This is a genomic window from Arthrobacter sp. yr096, assembly GCF_900108925.1.
GTDB lineage: Bacteria > Actinomycetota > Actinomycetes > Actinomycetales > Micrococcaceae > Arthrobacter.
Genome location: NZ_FNYI01000002.1, coordinates 167,088 through 188,285 on the forward strand (window position 1 = coordinate 167,088; position 21,198 = coordinate 188,285).

Below are 21,198 nucleotides of genomic sequence, written 5' to 3' on the forward strand. Positions count from 1 at the left end.
CTGAAGCGAAACTGCCCGTCCCTAGGCTGGAACCACAAGTTGCGGAGATCCGTCTGCAACATCTGCGAAAGGCCCACCAGTGACCGGACACACTTCAAGTACAGAGAACCCGCGCCGCATCGTCGTCGTCGGCGGCGGCCCCGCTGCCCACCGTTTCGCCGATGCCATGGTCAACCGCGGACTTGAAGGTTGGCAGGTTACGGTCCTCACTGAAGAGGCCCATCTCCCCTACGACCGCGTGGCGCTGAGCAAGGCACTCACGGAAACCGGCGTTGACCTCACTTTGGGCGAGGCTTCCATGTGGGACCACAAGGCACTCACCCTCAAGACCGGCGAGCGCGCCGTCAAAATCGATTCCGTGGCCAAGAGCGTGATCACAGCGGCCGGCAACAAGTACGAGTACGATCACTTGGTGGTTGCTTCCGGTTCGGATGCAGCCCGCCTCCCCATCCCGGGCGCCGAGCACACCCACGTTTACCGGACGCTCGAAGACGTATGGGCCATCAACAAGGCCATCGCCGAGCTGACAGAGAAGCTGGGACGCAAGGTCAACGCCGTCACCATCGGTGGTGGCCTGCTGGGGCTTGAGTCCGCAGCCGGTACCGAGCAGCTGGGCGCCACCCCGATCGTCATCAACGGCTCCCCCTGGCTCATGAACACCCAGCTGGACGAAGGCGCAGGCCAGGCCCTTGGCCGGCTGATCGAAGCCAAGGGCTTCGAAGTCCACGGTGGTGTCTTCCCGTCCGAGGTTGTTACTGACGACGACGGCAACGTCACCGGGGTCTTGATGGCTGATGGCCGCACCATCGACGCCGACCTCGTGATCGTTGCCATCGGCGTCAAGCCCCGCGACGATCTCTTCCGCGCAGCCGACGGCGAAGAGCAGCTCTTCAGCTTGGGCCAGCGTGGCGGCGTGGTCATCAACGATTTCTGCGCCACCGAAGTGGACGGCATCTGGGCCATCGGCGAGGTAGCCAACTTCGGGGGCATGTGCCTGGGCCTCGTTGCACCGGCCAACACGATGGCCGAGATCGTTGCCGATCGCCTGCACGGCGGAGCGGCAACCTTCCCCGGTTTCGATACCGCTACCAAGCTTAAGTTGTCCGGCGTGGACGTGGCCAGCTTCGGTGACGCCTTCGCCAGGACTGAGCACTCCCTCGAGATCGTCTACGCCGACCCCGCGCGCGGCGTCTACCAGAAGATCGTCACCACCGACGATGCCAAGACCCTCCTGGGCGGCATCTTCGTCGGTGATGCCTCCCCGTACATGAGTCTCCGCCCGCTCCTTGGCCGCGAGCTTTCGGCTGAGCCCGGCGCCTACTTGAGCGCTGCCGGCGGTGGCGAAGCCCCGGAGACCGAACTCCCTGATGACGCCATCCTCTGCTCCTGCAACAACGTGGCCGCCGGAACCATCCGCGACGCCATCAATGGTTGCGGCGCCTGCGAAGGCAGCGCTCCTGTACAGGAACTCGGTGAGCTGAAGGGCTGCACCCGCGCCGGTACCCAGTGTGGATCCTGCGTTCCCATGCTGAAGAAGCTGCTTGAAGGCGAACTGACCAAGTCCGGCATCGAGGTCTCCAAGGCACTTTGCGAACACATCAGCCTGTCCCGCCAGGAACTCTTCGATGCCATCCGTGTCCTGGAACTGACCTCCTTTGAGGAGATCATGGCCAAGTACGGCACGGGCGCGGGCTGCGATATCTGCAAGCCGACCATTGCCTCCATCCTTGCCAGCCAGCACTCGGCCTACGTCCTGGACGCCGGACGTGGCTCGTTGCAGGACACCAATGACCGCGCCTTGGCGAATATGCAGAAGGACGGAACGTACTCGGTGGTCCCCCGCATCGCCGGTGGCGAGATTACGCCCAAGGGTTTGGGTGTCATCGCAGCCGTTGCCGAGAAGTACAACCTGTACACCAAGATCACTGGTGGCCAGCGCATCGATATGTTCGGCGCCCGCCTTGAGCAGCTCCCGGATATTTGGAAGGAACTGGTGGATGCCGGTTTCGAGTCCGGGCAGGCCTATGGCAAGAGCCTGCGTACGGTGAAGTCCTGCGTTGGATCCACATGGTGCCGCTTTGGCGTCCAGGATTCCGTGGCCATGGCCATCGCCCTGGAGCTGCGCTACCGCGGCCTCCGCAGCCCGCACAAGTTGAAGATGGGTGTGTCCGGTTGCGCCCGTGAGTGTGCCGAGGCACGTGGCAAGGACGTGGGCGTGATTGCGACGGCCGACGGCTGGAACCTGTACGTGGGCGGTAACGGTGGTGCCACCCCGGCGCACGCCAAGCTCCTCGCCAAGGACCTGGATGACGAAACCTTGCTCAAGTACATCGACCGCTACCTGATGTACTACATCCGCACTGCTGACCGCCTGCAGCGCACCGCGCGGTGGCAGGAAGAACTCGACGGCGACATCAAGCACGTCGAGGATGTGGTGGTCCACGACTCCTTGGGCATCGCCGATGAGCTGGAAGCCGCCATGGCCAAGCACATCGACACCTACGAGGACGAGTGGGCCGAGACCCTGAAGGACCCGGAGCGCCTCCGCCGGTTCCGTTCCTTCGTCAACGCCCCCGACCAGAAGGACGAGTCCATCTCCTTCGTTCCGGAGCGTGGCCAGATCCGCCCCGCCACGAACGAAGAAAAGGGCGGCGTGCTCATTGCCTCCACCATCCCGGTCCGCAGCGAAACCGTCGGCGTAGAAAACTAGGGGTTCACCATGCAGCTCACCATTGATCTGACCGGCCGCGACGTCCTTGTCACGGGATCCGAAAAGTCTGCCCGCCAAGCAGTCCGCCGTTATCAGCAAGCTGGCGCCAAGGTGTACCGGCTCAGCACCCCGGAAGGAGTACCGGGCGACGGCCAGCTGCCCGATCGTCCTTTCCTGGTAGCTGTGGTGGATGACGGCGAGGCTGGCTGGCTGCCACTGGTGGATCGCTGCCGCGAGGCCGGAATCCCGGTGGCGTTCGAGCCTGCACCAGGTGCCGACGGCCACGTGACGCTGGTGGGTGGAGGGCCAGGGGCCCTGGACCTGCTGACCGTTGGCGCCGTCGACGCCTTGCGGGATGCCGACGTCGTGTTCTATGACCGCCTGGCTCCCTACCAGGAGCTGGCCGATCTGACCTCTGCCGAGCTGGTGGATGTTGGCAAGCAGCCCGGCCTCCACAAGGTTACGCAGCGGGACATCGAAAAGCTCATGGTGGAAGCCGCGTTGCTGGGCAAGAACGTGGTCCGGCTCAAGGGCGGCGATCCTTACGTGTTTGGGCGCGGCGGCGAAGAAGTGGCTGCCTGCGTTGCTGCCGGCGTGCCGATACGGGTCATTTCCGGTGTCACCAGCGCGATTTCTGTTCCTGCCGCGGCCGGTATCCCGGTGACGCACCGCGAAGTGAGCCACATGTTCACCGTGGTCTCCGGCCACGCGCCATTGACGGAGAAAGAACACACCCACCTTGCCGGCCTTGGCGGGACGATCGTGGTGCTCATGGGCATCGGGACCCTGCCCCAGCTGGCCGCTGGCCTGCGTAGGGCGGGGATGAAGCCGGACATGCCGATGGCTGTGGTGGAGCGTGGATACCGCCCCGGACAGCGCACCACCATCGCGGACCTCGGTACCATCGAAACTGCGGCCACCGGCTGCAGCAACCCTGCGGTGCTGGTCATCGGCGAGGTGGTGAGGGTGGCTGAAGCCAACCGGAATCACGCCGAAGCATCCGCCGAACTGAGCCGACTCGCGGCTTCGCTCCTTGAAGCCTGAAGGTAAAAACACATGACTGTTGCACGTGCCATCGAAATCCAGGACCCTACGGCCGCTCCCGAGGTATCCGAAACCGCCGAAGCGCCGCTGGACGGATTCCGCATAGGCGTCACCTCGCACCGCCGTTCCCGTGACCTCATTGAGGCACTGGAACGCCGCGGTGCAAGCGTGTTGCACGCCCCCGCCTTGAAGATCGCCCCTGTGCAGGAGGACATGGTCCTCATCGAGGACACGCGGACCATCATTGCTGCCCAGCCGGATATCTGCATTGCCACCACGGCCTACGGCATGCGCCGCTGGTGCGAAGCCGCTGATTCCTTCGGCATCGGCGAGCAGCTTCTGGAAACCCTGTCTGCCTGCCGCATGTTCGTCCGCGGCCCCAAGGCCCGCGGAGCCGTGCGCGCGGCTGGGCTTGCCGACGTCGGAATCAGCAGTGACGAAACCACCGCAACCCTGGTGGATATGCTGCTGGCTGAGGGTGTCCGAGGCAAGACCGTAGCTGTCCAGCTGCATGGGTACACCGATGTCCGCCAGCTTGAACGGCTGCGCATGTCCGGGGCCACCGTGCTCACCGTGACCCCGTACCGCTGGGTCAAGCCCGACGGCGAAGACAAGCTTCCTCGCCTGATCGAGGCTGTGGTGGGCGGAAACCTCGATGTGCTGACGTTCACCAGTGCCCCCGCGGTGGACGCCATGTGGAGCACCGCGCACGAAATGGGCTTGTACCGCCAACTCATCGAAGCACTCAAGGGACCGGTGACTGTTGCCGCCGTTGGGCCTGTTACCGCACAACCACTGGTCGACGCCGGGCTGACGCCCCTTATCCCCGACCGCTACCGGATGGGGGCCCTGATCCGTTTGGTGACGGAGCACCTCTCCCTGAACCATGTGCGACGCCTGGAGACCAAGAGCGCCACGATCGAGCTTCGGGGCCGCTGCTTGCGGATCAACGGTGAAGTGGTGGAGCTTGCGCCGGCTCCGCTGCTGCTCCTGCGTGCGCTGCTCGGCGCGGGTGGAGCTGTCCTGTCCCGCGAAGCGCTCTCTGACCTGTTGGATCTGCGCGGCTCCGTGCACGCCTTGGACATGACGGTCAGCAGGCTGCGTTCCTCGCTCCCGGACGGCAGGCTGGTGGAAACCGTGGTGAAGCGCGGTTACAGACTGCGGGCCTAGCTGCCGCGGTGCGCCATGACCCGACGCTCCGTCCTCCGCCACGCTACGCCGCCTTCACCAGGGGAAGTTCGTCCCAGTTGGTGGTGTAGCGGGGGCTGAGCATGTCACGTTTCATGGTCCAGTCCGGGCCGCCTTTGATGCCTGCGTGGCCAAGCCCGATGGAGCCGCGGCCATATCTTTTGCTGACTTGCTCCAGCAGTGGGCCAATCCCGCGCTCCTCGTGCCGGTTCTCGAAGATCTCCAGCGGTTTCTGGTTGCCGCTGGGACGGAGGTCCGTGACCATGATCCCTGCTTTGGCGTATTTCACGCCTTCCTGGATTTTGGGCACCAGTGCGTGTGCGGCTTTGGTCAGGAGCACGGGGTCCGCAGTGGGCATGGGCAGCCTGACGGTGACCGTGGGGAAGGATTTGTCATGGGGGTTGTAGACCGATGTGGCCGCAAAGGCCGTCAGCAGTTTGGCTTGAAGGCCATGCTTTGCCAGCCTGGCACTGGCCATCTGGCCATAGACGCTGAGCACCTGCCGCAACTGCTCCGTGGTGGTAATCGGCGTGGAAAACGAACGGGAGAAAATCAGCTGGTCCCGGCCGATCCTTTCTTCTTCCATGGGGATGCACGGTGTGCCCTGGAGCTCCAGGACCGTTCGCATCATGACGATGGAGAATTTGTCCCGCAAAGCGATGGGGTCGGCGCGGACCAGGTCCAGGATCGAGAAGATCCCCATGGCATTCAGCCGCTTGGTGAGCCGGGTTGCCACACCCCAGATTTCAATAACGGACAGCCGTGCCATGAGGGCTTGGCGTTCCTCTGCGGGAATGGAGTCCCAGCGGCACACACCATTGAAAACCGGGTTGTGCTTGGCCCATTTGTTGGCGAGCTTGGCCAAGGTTTTGGTGGGCGCGATTCCGACGCAGACAGGGACCCCCACATGCCGTTGGCAGGCAACCTTGATGGTGCGCCCCAGCTCCAACAGGTCTTCGGGTTTCCCTTTCACCCCAAGAAACGCTTCGTCGATGGAATACACCTCCTGCCACGCTGAGTACCGGGCCAGAAGCTCCATGACCCGGGAGCTGATATCGCCGTACAGCTCGTAGTTGCTGGAGAGCGCAATCAGCCCCCATTCCTTGGCCCGTGGAGCAAGCTTGAACCACGGCTCTCCCAACCCGATGCCCAACTTCTTGGCTTCCGGCGACCTGGTCACGGCGCAACCGTCATTGTTTGACAGCACGATAAGTGGCTTACCCTCCAGCGCAGGGTTGAAAGCCCTCTCCGCCGATGCATAGAAACAGTTGATATCCACATGGGCGATCTCCTGCATGTGATGCATGAGGGCTGGCTTGGACATCATTCTCCCTGAGTTCGTTGCTAGCACGCACACCCGCATACTCCGCGCAGGACACGCCGCTGATTCGAACATATATTCGAATGGTTCAACTGTATCGCCTACCTCCGACAACAAAGCGCCCCGTCCGCCGGAATGTGGAAAAGTCCGGAGGACGGGGCGCAGTATCGACAGAAAAGCTAGGAAACTCCAGACGATTCCTTCTTGTGCACCAGGTAGATGGCGCCCGTAGTGACATCTTCCTCAAGCGCTTCCAGGGTGCGTCCGCGGGTTTCGGGAACCTGGGTGTAGATGAAGATCAGGGCCGCGATTCCCACCACCCCGAAGAGGAAGAACGTACCGGTGATTCCCACACCGGCAACCAGCGTCGGGAAGAAGAGACCGAGCAGCGCGTTGGCGATCCAGAGGCAGAACACTGATAATCCGATGGCGAAGCCACGCACGTGCAACGGGAAAATCTCGGACAGCATCACCCACACAGCGATGTTCAGGAACGTCTGCATGGAGCCGACGAACGCGACCACCAGGAACAGGATGACGAACGGGCGCGCAGCGTTGCCCACAGGCAGGACGATCGAGGCGATGCCGATCAGGAAATGGCAAACAGTTGTCAGGGTGAACCCAAGGAGCAATGTGGTCCTGCGGTTGACCCGTTGCATGAGCGTCAGGGCAATCACGCCGCCAACCACCGCAATGACGCCGGGGGCAATATTGGCGATCAGGGCCGCGTTGGAGTCAAAACCAGCTTCGACCAGCACGGACTGGCCGTAGTACATGATCGAGTTGATACCCGTCAGCTGCTGGGCAACCCCCAGGCCGATACCCACCAGAATGATGCGCAGGATCCACTTGTCCTTCAGGGCACCCCACGAGGTGGCCTTGGAAGCGCGTTCTTCGTCGGCAAGGTGTTTTACATCAGCCATTTCAGCTTCGGCACGCTCCTCGGAACGGATGGTCTTGAGGACTACCAGCGCTTCTTCCCAACGTCCCTTGGAGATCAGCCAGCGCGGCGACTCCGGCATCCGCAGCATTCCGAAGAACAGTGCAATTGCAGGCAATGCAGCGACGGCAAGCATAATGCGCCACACTCCGCCGAACTCGCCCCAGACGTTGCCGATGATGGCATTGACCACGAACGCCGCCAGTTGGCCAATGACGATCATGAGCTCGTTCCGCCCGGCCAGTGAGCCGCGGATCTCGTAGGGTGCAAGCTCTGCAAGGAAGACGGGCACCACTGTGGAAGCTCCACCCACGGCAAGACCCAGGATGACCCGGCCCAAAACCATTACCTCAAAGTTCGGCGCAAAGACGCAGGCAAGGGTTCCGGCCAGGAACAGGACAGCGAGCAGGATGATGGTCTTCCGCCGGCCCCAGCCGTCGGACAAGCGCCCTCCCCCAACCGCCCCGGCAGCAGCTCCAAACAAGAGTGAGCTGGTGACGACTCCTTCCGTCAGGGGTGTCAGGGCGAGATCGACCGTCATGGGCCTCAGTGCGCCGTTGATGACACCAGTGTCATAACCGAACAGCAGGCCTCCAAATGTGGCCACCAGGGCAACGAGCCCCAGGCGCTTTCTGTGCGGGCCATTGGTCAGCGGAGGGAGCGAAACGCCGGGGGCGCCTCCCCGCTGCGTTTGCGTCGAAGACATCAGGACTCCTTTGTCAGTGTGGTGCGGGTCATACCCACCCGCTCTCCATAGAGACTAACGCGCGAAAGGCTTAAATGTAAGGTCAAACTGACAAATGACTTAATTTCATGATTCACCACCATGGGAAGATGAGGACATGGTTTCCGACCACCGCCATCGTTCCGCCACGCAAAGCGACGTCGCCCGCGAAGTCGGCGTCTCCCGAACACTTGTCTCTTTTGCCTTCCGCGGCGCGCCCGGGGTCAGCGGTGAAACCAAACAGGCCATCTTCGACGCCGCCAAGCGTCTGGGCTACCGACCCAACGCAGTAGCTGCCGACTTGGCTCGCAAGCACCGCTCCGCCGTCGGCCTCTACCTCATGGATATCCGTAACGAGGTCTACGCCGACATCCTCAGCGGCGTCCGCACGGCACTGCCGCAGGACCGCAACAGGCTCATCCTCAGCGTCTCGCGATCCAGCGACGGTGAGGACCAGGGTGCCCTCGAGTCGCTGATAGAGGCCCGCGTGGGAATCATCATCGCCGCGACCCTGCTGGACACCGAGCACCGGGTGCAGGAGTTGGCCAGGATCGTTCCGCTGGTCAGCGTCACCCGCCCGGTGGAGGGGGTGGACAGCGTCTACTCCGATGACGACGCCGGCGCCCGCGCCGCCACCGAGCACCTCATTGGCCTGGGCCATACAAGGATCGCCCACTTGGCGGGCCCGGTGTACGACGGCCACACCGTCCGCAGGCAAAGTTATGCAAAAACCATGCGCGACGCCGGACTGAAGCCGCTCACGCTGGCCGCTGCGGACTTCACCCAAGACGCCGGCAGGCGCGCGGCCGACGAACTCCTGGGCATGGCCCACCGACCGACCGCGATCTTCACCCATAACGACCAACTCGCCTTGGGGGCGCGCGAGGCCGCGTACGCCAGGGGCCTCTCGGTCCCGTCCGAGCTGTCGCTGGTGGGCTACGACAATTCGCGAACCTCGGGGCTCCACGGCATCGACCTCACCTCCGTTGACCTTCACGCTGTCGAGTTGGGGCAGATCGCCGGAACAGTGGCCCTGGAGCGGCTCAGCAACCCGGAAGCACCCATCGCCGACAGGCGGCTCACACCGCAACTGGTGGTCCGCAATTCGACGGCACCACCGCCGGCCAGCAGTTAAATGTGATGCAGGCACGTGGTAGCCACGCCCCAGATGGTCAGCTCTGACAGGGCGGGCACCCGAATGTCCGGATAGTTGGGATTGTCTGCCTGAAGCACCACACCCGACGGAGTGACGCGGAGCCTCTTGATGGTCAGCTCGCCATCCAGGACGGCTACGACGACGGACCCGTCCTTGGGCTCCAGGGCCCGGTTAACGATCAACTCGTCACCGTCACTGATCCCGGCACCCTCCATGGATTGACCCGTCACCCGCACCACGAAAGTGCTGGTGACATCCTTGATCAGGTGCTCATTGAGATCGATCCGGCCATCAAAGTAATCCTGCGCGGGCGATGGGTACCCTGCCGCCACCGGAATGGGAGCCAGCAGTACCGACATCAGGGAAAAGCCCGCATCTATCACGCGGGGGCCGACGATCACGCCCACAACACACCTTTATTCGAATATATGTTCGATACTTGAGTGTACAGTGCGTGACCGACAATGTTCCTGCCCGCTGTGGACCGACCAGGGACCGACCTGCTAGCGCAACACCCGATACCGTACGTGCGTCACCAGGCCGGTACCGCCCACGTCCGCAGGTTCAAGGCGCACACCCCTGACGCCGTCCAGCAGCCGCTCGCCGCCGCCAAGAATGATCGGTGAGATGTGGAGCCGGAGCTCGTCCATCAGCCCCGCCGAGAGGAACTGCCGCGCAGTCTCCGCTCCGCCCGCGATGGCTACGTTCTTGCTGCCGGCAGCGTCGCGGGCACGGTCCAGTGCAGCCTCGATTCCGTCCGTGACGAAATGGAACGTGGTTCCGCCTTCCATCTCCAAGGGCTCCCGAGCGTGATGAGTCAGCACGAAAACCGGTGCGTGATACGGCGGCTCCTCGCCCCACCATCCACGCCAATCCGGGTCCCAAGAATCGGGGCCCGGGCCGGCGTACATATTCCTGCCCATGATGTACGCGCCGGCTTCCAAGATGCCGGCCACCTCAGCGACATTCGCCTCAACTTCCTCGAACTGCCAGCGGTGCAGGCTTTCGCCGCCTTCCCCCAAGGGCTGCTCAAGGGACTGTTTGGGTCCGGCAACAAAACCATCAAGGGACACGGTGAGATCGCAGGTGACCAGGCTCATGCGCCAATCCTGCCACCGGCCTTCCGGCGTGCCTAGGTGCCGACGCAACAAGCTCGACGGCGGCCCACAACGAGCAGCGCCTCCCAACACCTGACCACAGCAACTTTCGATCGATTCTCCAAGCTCATGCTTTGCCCCTATGCTCCGGAACCGAGCAGCCCTACGCTGATCGTGTTCACATCCGCGAAGACGCGAAGAGAGGGCCGCCATGGCACAGGATCCAAGACCCACGTTGGAGCAGTTGAACATCCTCGTCGGCGAGTGGGAAACGTCCATCGAGGGCCTCGAAGCCCCTGGCCGGACCACGTTCGAATGGCTGGAAAGCGGAGGCTTCCTCATCCAACGTTCCACGGTCCAACGGCCCGAGTATCCCAACGCGGTGAGCATCATCGGTGCCACCGGCTCGGACGGCACTTTCCAGCAGCACTACTTCGATTCGCGCGGCGTCGCACGGATCTATGACATGACCTTGAGAAACCGTGTGTGGACCCTTTTCCGGGACGGACCGGACTGGCCCCAGCGCTTTGTTGGCCGCTTCAGTGAGGACGGGAACACCATCAACGCCCGTCTGGAACGCGGAACCTACCCCGGCGGCCCGCTGGAACACGACTTTGACATGGTGTACACCCGCATCACCACCCACTAAGCGCCGGGCAAACCGGGTTACTCCACCTCATTTACAGATCCCCTGCCCGGTGGGAACATAAGGCCCATAGTCCGCGGAGGCATCGCCCGGCCACGCCCGGCGCCGTCGATCGCAGCTATGTTGTCAGCTCTCCTCTGAGAGGAACGGCCATGGGTCGTCTGGGGACCGGGAACAGTGGGGATGCGGGGATTGAACCCGCTCCTGATCCACTACGCCACCTGGCCGGTGGCATCGAAAAAGTAGACGCCGTGGTGGTGGGCTCGGGTTTCGGAGGATCGGTGGCTGCCCTTCGCCTGGCCGAGGCGGGACAATCCGTGGTCCTCATGGAGCGAGGCAAACCGTACCCGCCTGGCAGCTTCGCGCGCTCGCCGTCTGAGATGGGCAGGAACTTCTGGGATCCGGACCGTGGCTTGTATGGGCTCTTCGACGCCTGGACGTTCCGTGGCACTGAGGGGCTGGTGTCCAGTGGCCTCGGTGGCGGCTCCCTGATCTATGCCAACGTGCTGCTTCGCAAAGACGAAAAATGGTTCGTCAACGAGTCACCTGTCCCGGGCGGTGGTTACGAAAATTGGCCGTTCACCCGGGCCGACCTTGACCCTTTCTATGATGCCGCCGAAGCGATGCTACAGCCAGTGCCCTACCCCTATAAGGACACTGCCAAGACCATGGCCATGGAAAAGTCCGCCGCCAACCTTGGACTCTCCATCTCCCGGCCGCCCATCGCCGTCACGTTCGCGGCAGGCCCTGGCCAGGAACCGCGCACCAACCAGGCGCTCCCCCTGCCCAGCTACGGCAGCGTCCACGGCCCCAATACCGTACGGACCACCTGCACCCTCAGCGGTGAATGCGACATCGGCTGCAACGCGGGCGCAAAGAACACCCTGGACCACAATTACGTCTCGGCCGCCGCTTTCAAAGGCGCCGATGTCCGCACCTACCATGACGTACGCGGCATCCGACCTCTCGCCAACGGGACGGACGGTGGCGGTACGGGCGGTGGAGGCTACGAGGTCCGGTATGTGGTGCACCACCCCGATAAACATGGCGAGCTGCTCACCGAACGCATCATCCACTGCCGCACGCTCATCCTGGGCGCCGGCACATTTGGCACCAACTTCCTCCTGCTCCGCAACCGCGGCTCGCTCCCCGCCCTCAGCAATGCTTTGGGCACCCGTTTCAGCGGCAACGGCGATCTCCTGACCTTCATCATGGGCGCCAAGACTCCCCCCACCAATGGCTCACGCCCGGGCATCCGCACGCTGGCCGGCAGCAAGGGCCCGGTGATCACCACGGCGGTCCGGGTTCCGGATTCGAACGACGACGACGGCGACGGTCGCGGCTACTACGTGGAGGACGCCGGGTATCCGGCCTTCATGAACTGGCTCATCGAAACCGCCCAGCTGCGGACCACCATCAAGCGCACCGCCAAGGTCGCGGGGCAGCTCTTCAAGGACAGGCTGTTCGACGCCGGCCGGTCCAACGTCTCCGCCGACCTTGCCGCGGCCTTGGGGGACGGGCGATTGTCGTCCAGTTCAGTGCCTTTGCTCGGTATGGGCAGGGACATTCCCGACGGCGTCATGACACTTCGCGACGGACGGCTCGCCATCGCCTGGACCATGGCCACCTCAAAGGAGTATTTCGGCCGCGTCCGCGAAACCATGGAATCGATCTCCAAGGACCTGGACGGCGACTTCATCGACAACCCACTTTGGTGGGCAAAGCGCGTCATCACCGTCCACCCGATCGGCGGGGCCCCCTCCGGCCGGCACCCCGGCGAAGCGGTCTGCGATTCGTACGGCGAGGTATTTGGATACCCGGGCATGTACGTGGTTGACGGGGCCGCGATGCCGGGGCCGGTGGGCGCAAACCCTTCACTGACCATCGCCGCTTTCGCCGAGCGCACCTGCGCGCACATCCTTGAGGCGGGCGTGCGTACCGGCCACCGGGACAACAGGCCGGAAGGAAACGCGCACAGGGAAATCAGCCCCAGCGACACGGTGACCGTTGAGCACGAGGCTGCGGGCGCCGTCGTCGACGTCGGTGCCTTGGCTCCGCGGGCACTGGCGCCGGACGCGACCAAGGGCAAAGGCGCACAGGAGGAGCAGCCTGCGAGCGCTGTGGCTGGAAGACCGTCCACGGCGAGCCGCGGCTTGGGGGCGCCCGGCGACGCAACGGGCGGTAGTGACGCCACCTCGGTGCGTTTCACCGAACTGATGCACGGTTGGTTCAGCCCCGGGGTCACTGATCCGGAGAAGGGTCGAAGCCTGGGCCGCGACCGTAGCCGGAAGATCATGTTCGAGTTGACCATCACCGCGGAGGACATTGACGCGTTCGTGGCCGATCCCAACCATCCCGCCAGGGCTGAAGGTTATGTGTTGGCGGACTACTTCGGCGGGCGGATGCCGGTGGAACGTGGCTGGTTCAACCTGTTTGTTGAGGACTCCGCCACTGCCGGCGCCCCGGCCAGACGCATGCTCTACCGGCTGTGGTTGCGGGACCCCGGGGGAACGCCCTTCACGTTCACCGGCCACAAGCTCATCCATAACGAGGCGGGCTTCGACGTCTGGCCGGATACCACTACGCTGTACGCCACTATCCTGCGCGGGCATGTGCCACCGGGTGCCGGTGGGGCGTCGGGTGCCGGCGGGGCGTCGGGTGCCGGCGAAGCGTCGGGGGCCGGCGAAGCGTCGGGTGCCGGCGGGGAAGGCATCTTCGGAGCGGGAATCCTCTTCATCCGACCACTGGACTTCGCCAAGCAACTCACCACCTTCCGGGCAGAAGGCCCTGCACCGGCAGCCGGCCTGGCGGCGTTTGGCAAACTGTTTGCCGGCGAGCTGTGGCGGGTCTATGGCCGTGCACCCAGGCGTGTCCCCTTCCCACTCACGCACAAGCGATGAAAAGCCGGGAGCTCGCGCAACACCACGCCGTCCTGGGTTTCACTCCCCAGGGAGCCGTCCGTTGGCTCTCGCCGATGTCGTTGGCCAGGACTGCGTTGAAAGTTGCCGCGGCCACTGTGTTCGCCGATTTCGGCGACAAACGTGAGCTTGAGGGCAGTTTCCCGGCGGACCCCTTGCGCCTGGACAAACTCCCCGTTCCGGGCCAACCGGCGCAACCCCCGGTCAGCAACCGGGGCCTTCCCTCCCCCGCTGAACTGGAGGCGGAGCGTGAACTGGAGACGGAGCGTGAGCTGGAGGATGACCGCGCCGCCGGCGGCCCTGCCGCGGCTGAACTCTGGCTGGACTACACAGCAGACCTGGGCGATGGCTTCGACTCCACGTACACGGTGGCGTCCCTGCTGGCACAGGAGTCCCTGGCCGTGGAAGGGCATGAACTCCCCCGTGGCAAGGTACTGGTCCTGGGCGGGGACGAGGTGTACCCGGTGGCGTCACCTGCGGCGTATGAGAACCGGATGGCCGGCCCCTACCGAATGGCACTGCCCCAGGGGATCAACCCCCCTGCCATCATGCTCGCCTTACCAGGGAACCACGACTGGTACGACGGCCTTACCTCGTTCATCCGGTTGTTCACCCGGCAACGGAACATCGGCGGATGGCGGACCATCCAGACCCGCAGCTACTTCGCAGTCCGGCTCACGGGCGAATCCCCGGGTGCGGGCAGGAAGGGCGCACCCGGGTGGTGGCTGCTGGGGCTGGACAGCCAGCTTGGCCAATACATCGACGAACCACAGCTGGATTACTTCTACCGGAACGTCACCCTCCAGCTGCAACCCGGAGATGCCATTATTCTGTGCGTCGCCGCGCCCTTCTGGGTTGACGCGGCCAAGCCCGGGATCAACGAGTTCCGGCAAGTGAACTTCTTCGAGCAGGACTACCTGCGCCGTCGTTTCGATCCGCAGACCGGCCTCTTCCAAGCCACCGGAGCCAGCGTCCGGCTATGGCTCACCGGCGATCTGCACCACTACTCCCGCTACGAACAGCGGGCGCCCGGCGAAGCCCGGAACATGCCCCCGGACCCCACCAGAACACAGATGATCACCTGCGGACTGGGCGGGGCGTACCTTTCCGATGCCCACTGGCTGCCCGGGGACCTGGTGCTGCCCGCGCCATCGGCTGCTCCTGGAGAATCTGCCGGGGTACGGGACGCCGAACAAACGCCGGCGGCCCGCCGCTTCACCCGCATGCCCGCCATCTACCCCGGCCCCTCCGACTCCCGGCTGTTGGGCCCCCGTCTGGCCAATCCCCTGTCCCCGCACTGGCTACCCGTCCGCAACCCTGGCTTCGGATTGTCGTTGGGCATCGTGCACGTCATCGCCGCTCTGACACTGTGGACAGTTTTCAGCGCCTTCCGCGGAGAATCGTTCATTGACAGTGTGCGGAGCCTGACGCACGGGAACACACCGTTGTTGCTGGGCGCCTTGGTGCTGGCCATGCCCCTGCTGCTCGCCGTCCTTGCCCTTCTTGCACGTGTGCTGGGCCTGACCACAGCAGGCATTGTGGTCTTTGCCCGCGGCGCGCTCTATCAACTGTCGGCGCTGGCGGTGAGTGCCGCCGTCGTGATCCTGATTCCATGGCCGGACGGCTGGCCGGACTTCGTGATCCTGCTCCTGGCCCTCGCGCTGGTGCATCTAGGCGGCTGGGCGCTGGGCAGCGAGGCCTTCGCCTTGTACATTCTGGCCACGCCCAGCGGCGAGGTGTCGTCCTGGAAGATGTCCGGCCAATCGATCGAGGACCACAAGGGATTCCTCCGCATCCATCTCACCCCCGACGGCAACCTCACCGTCTACCCGTTGATGGTGGACACCGTCAGCCGGGACTGGCAGCTGGCAACCGACGACGACGGCGCGAGGCTGGTTCCCGTCGACGGCCTGCCCGCCGTGCGGCTGCTGGAACACCCCATCACCATCACACGGAAAGGCACCACACCATGATCATCACCCGTGCCGAGCACAGGACCGAGGTCATCCCCCTCCGTGCCCGGGACAACACACCGCTCAGCCTGGTCCACGTCACGTCGCCCGCAGAGGCCACCAAAGGGCCCGTGATCCTTGTCCACGGTTCCGGCGTCAGGGCAGAATTGTTCCGGCCGCCGGTCAGGACCACCATCGTGGATGTGCTCCTCGAAGACGGGTGGGACGTGTGGATGCTGAATTGGCGGGCTTCCATTGACCTTGATCCGCTGTCCTGGACGCTGGCCGACGCCGCCGTGTACGACCATCCTGCCGCCGTCGAGCACGTCCTGCGTGCCACCGGCGCCGACACCATGAAGGCCGTGATCCACTGCCAGGGATCCACGTCGTTCACCATGTCCGCCGTTGCGGGGCTCTTGCCTCAGGTGGACACCATCGTTTCCAACGCCGTCTCCCTGCACCCGGTGGTTCCGGCGTTCTCACGGCTCAAGATCGACTATCTGACGCCCATAGTCAAAGTGTTCACGCCGTACCTGTCGCCCGCATGGGGATACAAATCGCAGGGCTACTTCACCCGGGGCATCCGGGGCCTGGTGAAAGCCACGCACCACGAATGCGACAACACCGTCTGCAAAATGGTCAGCTTCACCTACGGCAGTGGCCGCCCAGCCCTCTGGTCCCACGAAAACCTGGACGACGCCACTCACCAATGGCTCAGCGGCGAGTTCGCCGAGGTGCCTGTGACGTTCTTCGAGGAAATGGGCCGCAGCATCAAAGCCGGACACATGGTAGCCGCCGGTCACCATCCGGAACTGCCGGACAACTTTGTGGCCGAAGCTCCACAGACCGATGCCCGCTTCGCCTTCATCGCCGGCATGGACAACCTGTGCTTCCTGCCCGAAAGCCAGCAAAGAACCTTCACGTTCTTCCAGGAACACCGCCCCGGCAAGGACTCGCTCCACCTCATCCCCGGCTATGGCCATTTGGACGTCTTCTTTGGCGACCACGCCTGGCAGGACACTTTTCCGGTCATCGTGCAGGAGCTCAACGGATCCCTGCAATCCAGCCCACCCCAAGAAGCCGGCCCACACAAGGAAGCCAGCCCACACAAGGAAACCAGCCCAGCCCAGGAGCCCAAGCCATGAAAACACTCACCGAGCTGGCCACGCCCTTGCTCAAACTCATGCCGTCTCCTGTCCCGCGACGGCAGGAGCGGCTCCGCGGCCAGCATGCCTTCGCCGACGGGATCAAGTACGTCATGCCGGTCAACTCCGACGATTCCCCCGTGCTCATGGCCGCCTTCCCCATCAACAAACGTGCCGCAGCTGCGGCATTGCCAGGTTCCGAGATGCGGCCGTTCAGCCTGGGCGGCAAAGGGCTGCTGGTGGTGACAGTGGTCAACTACAAATCCACGGACATCGGGAAGTACATCGAATACTCCCTCGCCATCGCCATCACCCACGGCAACAGGCCGGCGCCACCCATTCTCCCGCTGATCTTCCAGAAGACGTTCAAGCTGGGCCAGTTCGTGGTGGACCTCCCCGTCAGTTCGGAAGTCTCCGTCAAGGGCGGCAAAGGAATTTGGGGCATGCCCAAGCACCAGGCAAACCTGGACTTCGTCGTGACCGACACCTCCGTGTCCGCGCAATACGACAAGGACGGACAGCTGGGTTGCTACATCGAGATCGAACGCCCCGAGCCCCTCGGACTCCCCCTCAAACTGGCCGCGTCCAACTACTGCGTGTTCCGCAACATGCTTTGGAAATCGGACATCTACTTTGAGGCCACCGGGGATATCGCCCTCGGATCCCAGGCGAAGGCGCGCCTCATCCTCGGTGACGCGCCCGGCGTCGAGCCTTTAAAGAACCTGCACGTGGAGAGCAAACCGGTATTCACCGCCTGGCTGCCGCAAGCCCACGGCGTCCTGGACGATCACTACGAAGCCTGGTTCCTCACGGCTCCCACCCAGCTGGAGGCTGTGGCCCTGCGTGGTGGGGACATGATGGACAGCGTCGTAAACCTCGGCCAAGGACAGGAATGGCTGGCCCCGCCCGACCGCAGCCGGATACCCGGAACTGCTGATCCCGGGACGGGCACCTTCCCCGCGTCCGGCGGTGCCCAATGAACTGGCTCCTCCTCCTCAACGCCCTCTACTTCCTTTTCGGAGCCACCATGTACGTGGGCACCATGTGGGTCCTCAAGTTCTTCCTCTACCCCACCTGGGAATCGCTGGCCCGCGACAACGTGGACATGCACTTTGGAATCCCCACCCGGGCCGCCACCAAGTTCTTCACCATCGTGGTCCCCATCATGTTCATCTCCGGCGGCATCCTGGTCTGGTCCGAATGGGGCACCATCCGCGTCATCCCCGCCATCATCTGCCTGGTGGGCATCATCGTCCTGACCTGGGTTGGCCAAGGCATCATCATCCCCATCAACGTCCGGATCCGGGGCGGCGACTTCGCAGACGACACCGAACTGCGCAGTTTGCTCAAACGCTGGATGATGCTCAATGACATCCGCTTCTACGTCTCCACCCTGACGTGGGCGGCCATGGTATGGCTTCTGGTGGACCGCGGACGGCTGCTGGAGTCCTTCGCATGACCGCGCACCAGCCCGCCAGACCAGGACATCCCGCCCGGGCACCGAAGACACATCCGCCCGGAACCGTGGCCTGGGCTGCAGCGGATCCGCTCCGGGCCGTCCTCGCCGTGATCGCCATCATCACCGTCCTGACCGGCGCCGTGCAGGTTCCGTTCGGCGGACCTGTCCTCCAATTGATCGGCGCCGACTCCACCCCCGAAACCCGCCAACTCTTCGGGACAGTGGGCATGTTCATGGTGGTGGTGGGTGGACTCCTCCTCCACACACTGCTCAACACCGTCCCCTCAGCCGAAGTGGTGCTCTGGTCCGGCGTGCAAAAAACCGGAGCCTTCGGGGCCGTCGGCATCGGAGTACTCAACGGGGTCTTCTCACCCCTTGCGCTGCTGGTCGCCTTTTTCGACCTCGCGACGGCGGTCCTCCTCTTCATCTACTGGCGCCGCATCAGCGCGGTGCCGGCCGCCAACGGTCTCGCCGGATGAAACGGTCCCTGGTCCTGGCCGGCGGTGGCATGCGCGTGGCCTGGCAGGCTGGGGTGGTGAAAGCGCTCGCCGAGGAGGGCCTGGAATTCCAGCACGTGGATGGGACCTCTGGTGGGATACTGACCGCCGGAATGCTGCTCTCCGGGGCATCGCCGGAGGAGATGTGCAGCCGATGGTCCGGGGTGGACGTTAAGGATTTCGGCTCGGCGTTGCCGTTGGGCGACTACCTGAAGGGGCCATGGTCCCTTCCCGCCATCGGAGACGCCGACGGCATCCTCAACAAGGTCTTTCCCGCGCTCGGCATCGACGACGCCACCATCCGTTCCCGCGCGGCGGAACCGGGCGCCGTCGAGGGTTCCTTCAACGTGGTGGAGTTCACCGAAAAGCGCTGTCACGCACTTGACGCCACCGCAGTTGACGCCCAACTCATGGCTGCGGGCATGTCACTTCCCATCTTCCTGACGCCACTGCGCCGCGACGGAAAGATCTGGACGGACGCGGTCTGGGTCAGGGACGCCAATGTGGCCGAAGCACTGCGGCGGGGCGCCGACGAGGTGTGGCTCATCTGGTGCATCGGAAACTCTCCGTACTGGGGCGATGGTCCGCTGGAACAGTACGTCCACATGATCGAGATGAGCGCCATGGGCGCACTGCTGGCGGACTTTGAAGCGGCAGCGGCCACCGGACGTGAGTTTGTGCTGCATGTGGTGCGCCCACACCATCCGCTTCCCCTGGATCCGGAGTTCTACCTGGGCAGGGTCGACGCCGATACCTTGATCAGCATGGGCTACCGGGATGCCCGCAAATACCTCAACGCCATGGTTCCGGCTGGTGTGGCAAAGGATTCCAGCTGCACAGCGATGACCGAGCCCGCCCCGGGAGTCCGTTTTAACGACACCCTCCGCGGCGAATTCGACGGCTCACCCCTCACATTTCGTGCGGCCGTCGTGCTGCCCTCGGTGCCTGGTGATGAATCACCCCAGCTCAGCGGCTATCTGGAACACCGCCGGTTCGGACGCGCGTTCCTGGCCGACGGGCAGGTGGAGGCCACCGGCGACAATGTCACCTACCGTGCAAGGATAAGGCTCGACGGCGGGTGGCAGGACCTGGCTCTGACGCGTACCTTGCGGGACGACCCCGGACCGGACGCCTGGGCTGATTCGAGAGTTGCCCGGCTCAGTGTTGGCGGGCTGTCCGCGGATCTGACCATGAGTTTGGCCGACGCTGCCGGGCTGCTGGCCTCCGTGGAACCCGTGGGCGCCCATGGATTCGTGGACCGCGCCCAGGCCGTGGCGGGCTTCGCCGGGAATGGCTTCCGCGAACTGCTGCGCCGGTACTGAATAGGTGCTGAAACCCCGTCCTGAATCACTACCTGGCACCCGCCTCAACGCCCGGATGTGACGCACGTTATTACCGGCGGGTAAACGCCGTGCTACGGATCAGCCAAAGATGGCAACAGTGGGGAAACACCCACGAAAAACCGGCCCTTTACGCTGATGATCAACAGCACCAAGCAGGTCATCAGCGAAAGGGCCAAACATGTCCGCCACCCCGTCCGCAGTCTCCCTCCACGTAGTCATCGCAGGCGCAGGCCCCGCGGCCCAGGCTTTGGTGCGGCGGCTGGCCGGCACGTCCGACACCCGGCAGCGTGCCTTCGACGGAACCATCACTCTGCTCAGCAACCGCGATGATTGCCCGGACGCTCTCTTGGAGCTCGCTGAACTTCCCCAGGTCTCGGTCCGCTTTGGACAGGCGGCCAGCTTCATCGACGCCGACGCCAAGATCGTCACCACAGTGGACGGCATGGAGTTCGCTTACGACCAACTGGTCATCGCGACAGGCTCCGCCCCAGTCCTGCCCCCGGTGGCCGGCTCCGAATCCGGACTTAGCTACTCCACCATCGATGACGCCGCGAACATAGGCGAAGCCGTCAAGGATGTCACCCGCGTGGTAGGCCGCCGCCCGCTGGGCATCCTCGTGGGCAACGGTCCGGCTGCGGGCCAGGCTGAGGCAGTGCTCCGGGCCCGCGGAGTCCGCCCCGTCCGCACCACCCTCCGCCCGACCGCCGTCGTCCCCGCAACTGCGGGTTCTGCGCTCCCCGCCACGGGCATCCTCTTCGAGGACGGCAGCAGCATGAACGGCGACCTCGTGGTGCTGGCCGAGGAACGCACCGCCCGTAACGACCTCGCCGAGAGCGCCGGACTCCAGATAGCGTCCGACGGCGGCATCGCCGTGGGGCGCGACCTCGCCACCTCCGTCCCCGGCATCTGGGCAATCGGGGATGCTGCATCCTGCGACAACCTCCGTTTGGGTCTCCTCCTGTCTGCCGAATCGTCGGCAATGCTGTGCGCCTCCGGCATGCTGCTGGGTCCGCTCGGCGCCACCGATCAGCGGGTTCCGCTGGCTGCCTAGCCAGGCA

General features: G+C 64.2%; 17 protein-coding genes. 13 read left to right on the forward strand and 4 right to left on the reverse strand.

Annotated elements, in window-relative coordinates; all coding sequences use genetic code 11:
- Window positions 1-79: 79 nt before the first annotated feature.
- The 3 genes from nirB to BMY91_RS05575 are packed head-to-tail and all read left to right on the forward strand — an operon-like array spanning window position 80 to window position 4,924.
- Window positions 80-2,710, forward strand: a complete 2,631-nt coding sequence (nirB, locus tag BMY91_RS05565; RefSeq protein WP_090819618.1) for a nitrite reductase large subunit NirB — start codon at window positions 80-82, stop codon at window positions 2,708-2,710.
- 9 nt (window positions 2,711-2,719) lie between these two features.
- A complete protein-coding gene (cobA, locus tag BMY91_RS05570; RefSeq protein WP_090819621.1) occupies window positions 2,720-3,754 on the forward strand; it encodes a uroporphyrinogen-III C-methyltransferase in 1,035 nt (344 codons plus the stop codon).
- 12 nt (window positions 3,755-3,766) lie between these two features.
- Window positions 3,767-4,924 carry a uroporphyrinogen-III synthase gene (locus BMY91_RS05575; protein ID WP_090819624.1) on the forward strand — a complete coding sequence of 386 codons (1,158 nt, stop codon included), beginning with the start codon at window positions 3,767-3,769 and terminating at the stop codon, window positions 4,922-4,924.
- A gap of 43 nt (window positions 4,925-4,967) precedes the next feature.
- Here the strand turns inward: BMY91_RS05575 and BMY91_RS05580 are convergent, their stop codons facing one another.
- Window positions 4,968-6,266, reverse strand: coding sequence for a Y-family DNA polymerase (locus tag BMY91_RS05580; protein WP_090819627.1), 1,299 nt, complete (start codon window positions 6,264-6,266; stop codon window positions 4,968-4,970).
- A gap of 176 nt (window positions 6,267-6,442) precedes the next feature.
- Entirely contained in the window at window positions 6,443-7,909 is a 1,467-nt protein-coding gene (locus BMY91_RS05585) for a sugar porter family MFS transporter (protein ID WP_090819630.1), read from the reverse strand.
- A gap of 136 nt (window positions 7,910-8,045) precedes the next feature.
- Here BMY91_RS05585 and BMY91_RS05590 point away from each other — a divergent pair, with 136 nt between their 5' ends.
- A complete protein-coding gene (locus BMY91_RS05590; RefSeq protein ID WP_090819632.1) occupies window positions 8,046-9,062 on the forward strand; it encodes a LacI family DNA-binding transcriptional regulator in 1,017 nt (338 codons plus the stop codon).
- On the opposite strand, the gene BMY91_RS05595 is transcribed toward BMY91_RS05590, so the two are convergent.
- Window positions 9,059-9,490: a LexA family protein gene (locus BMY91_RS05595; RefSeq protein ID WP_090819633.1), complete on the reverse strand. Its 432-nt coding sequence runs from the start codon at window positions 9,488-9,490 to the stop codon at window positions 9,059-9,061. The two genes, BMY91_RS05590 and BMY91_RS05595, sit on opposite strands and share 4 nt — an antisense overlap.
- Window positions 9,491-9,586: 96 nt before the next feature.
- Window positions 9,587-10,183: a dihydrofolate reductase family protein gene (locus BMY91_RS05600; protein WP_090819634.1), complete on the reverse strand. Its 597-nt coding sequence runs from the start codon at window positions 10,181-10,183 to the stop codon at window positions 9,587-9,589.
- 208 nt (window positions 10,184-10,391) lie between these two features.
- Here BMY91_RS05600 and BMY91_RS05605 point away from each other — a divergent pair, with 208 nt between their 5' ends.
- The 9 genes from BMY91_RS05605 to BMY91_RS05645 all read left to right on the forward strand — a co-directional run bounded on the left by BMY91_RS05605 (window position 10,392) and on the right by BMY91_RS05645 (window position 21,191).
- The gene (locus BMY91_RS05605) at window positions 10,392-10,829 is read left to right on the forward strand and encodes a hypothetical protein (protein ID WP_090819637.1); all 438 of its coding nucleotides are present in this window, start codon (window positions 10,392-10,394) and stop codon (window positions 10,827-10,829) included.
- Window positions 10,830-10,978: 149 nt separating this feature from the next.
- On the forward strand, window positions 10,979-13,726 hold the full coding sequence (locus tag BMY91_RS05610) for a GMC family oxidoreductase (protein ID WP_090819640.1): 2,748 nt from the start codon (window positions 10,979-10,981) through the stop codon (window positions 13,724-13,726).
- Window positions 13,723-15,717 carry a hypothetical protein gene (locus tag BMY91_RS05615; RefSeq protein ID WP_090819643.1) on the forward strand — a complete coding sequence of 665 codons (1,995 nt, stop codon included), beginning with the start codon at window positions 13,723-13,725 and terminating at the stop codon, window positions 15,715-15,717. The genes BMY91_RS05610 and BMY91_RS05615 overlap by 4 nt, the downstream gene beginning before the upstream one ends.
- Window positions 15,714-16,841 (forward strand): alpha/beta hydrolase family protein, encoded by a 1,128-nt coding sequence (locus BMY91_RS05620; protein WP_256212590.1) that lies wholly within the window; start codon window positions 15,714-15,716, stop codon window positions 16,839-16,841. The genes BMY91_RS05615 and BMY91_RS05620 overlap by 4 nt, the downstream gene beginning before the upstream one ends.
- A complete protein-coding gene (locus tag BMY91_RS05625; protein WP_090819646.1) occupies window positions 16,838-17,821 on the forward strand; it encodes an acetoacetate decarboxylase family protein in 984 nt (327 codons plus the stop codon). The genes BMY91_RS05620 and BMY91_RS05625 overlap by 4 nt, the downstream gene beginning before the upstream one ends.
- Window positions 17,818-18,300: a DUF1772 domain-containing protein gene (locus BMY91_RS05630; protein ID WP_090819649.1), complete on the forward strand. Its 483-nt coding sequence runs from the start codon at window positions 17,818-17,820 to the stop codon at window positions 18,298-18,300. The genes BMY91_RS05625 and BMY91_RS05630 overlap by 4 nt, the downstream gene beginning before the upstream one ends.
- Window positions 18,297-18,779 (forward strand): hypothetical protein, encoded by a 483-nt coding sequence (locus BMY91_RS05635; RefSeq protein ID WP_256212592.1) that lies wholly within the window; start codon window positions 18,297-18,299, stop codon window positions 18,777-18,779. Before BMY91_RS05630 ends, BMY91_RS05635 begins: the two co-directional genes overlap by 4 nt.
- On the forward strand, window positions 18,776-20,119 hold the full coding sequence (locus tag BMY91_RS05640; protein WP_090819652.1) for a patatin-like phospholipase family protein: 1,344 nt from the start codon (window positions 18,776-18,778) through the stop codon (window positions 20,117-20,119). Before BMY91_RS05635 ends, BMY91_RS05640 begins: the two co-directional genes overlap by 4 nt.
- Window positions 20,120-20,318: 199 nt before the next feature.
- Window positions 20,319-21,191, forward strand: coding sequence for an FAD-dependent oxidoreductase (locus BMY91_RS05645; RefSeq protein WP_090819655.1), 873 nt, complete (start codon window positions 20,319-20,321; stop codon window positions 21,189-21,191).
- Window positions 21,192-21,198 lie beyond the last annotated feature (7 nt).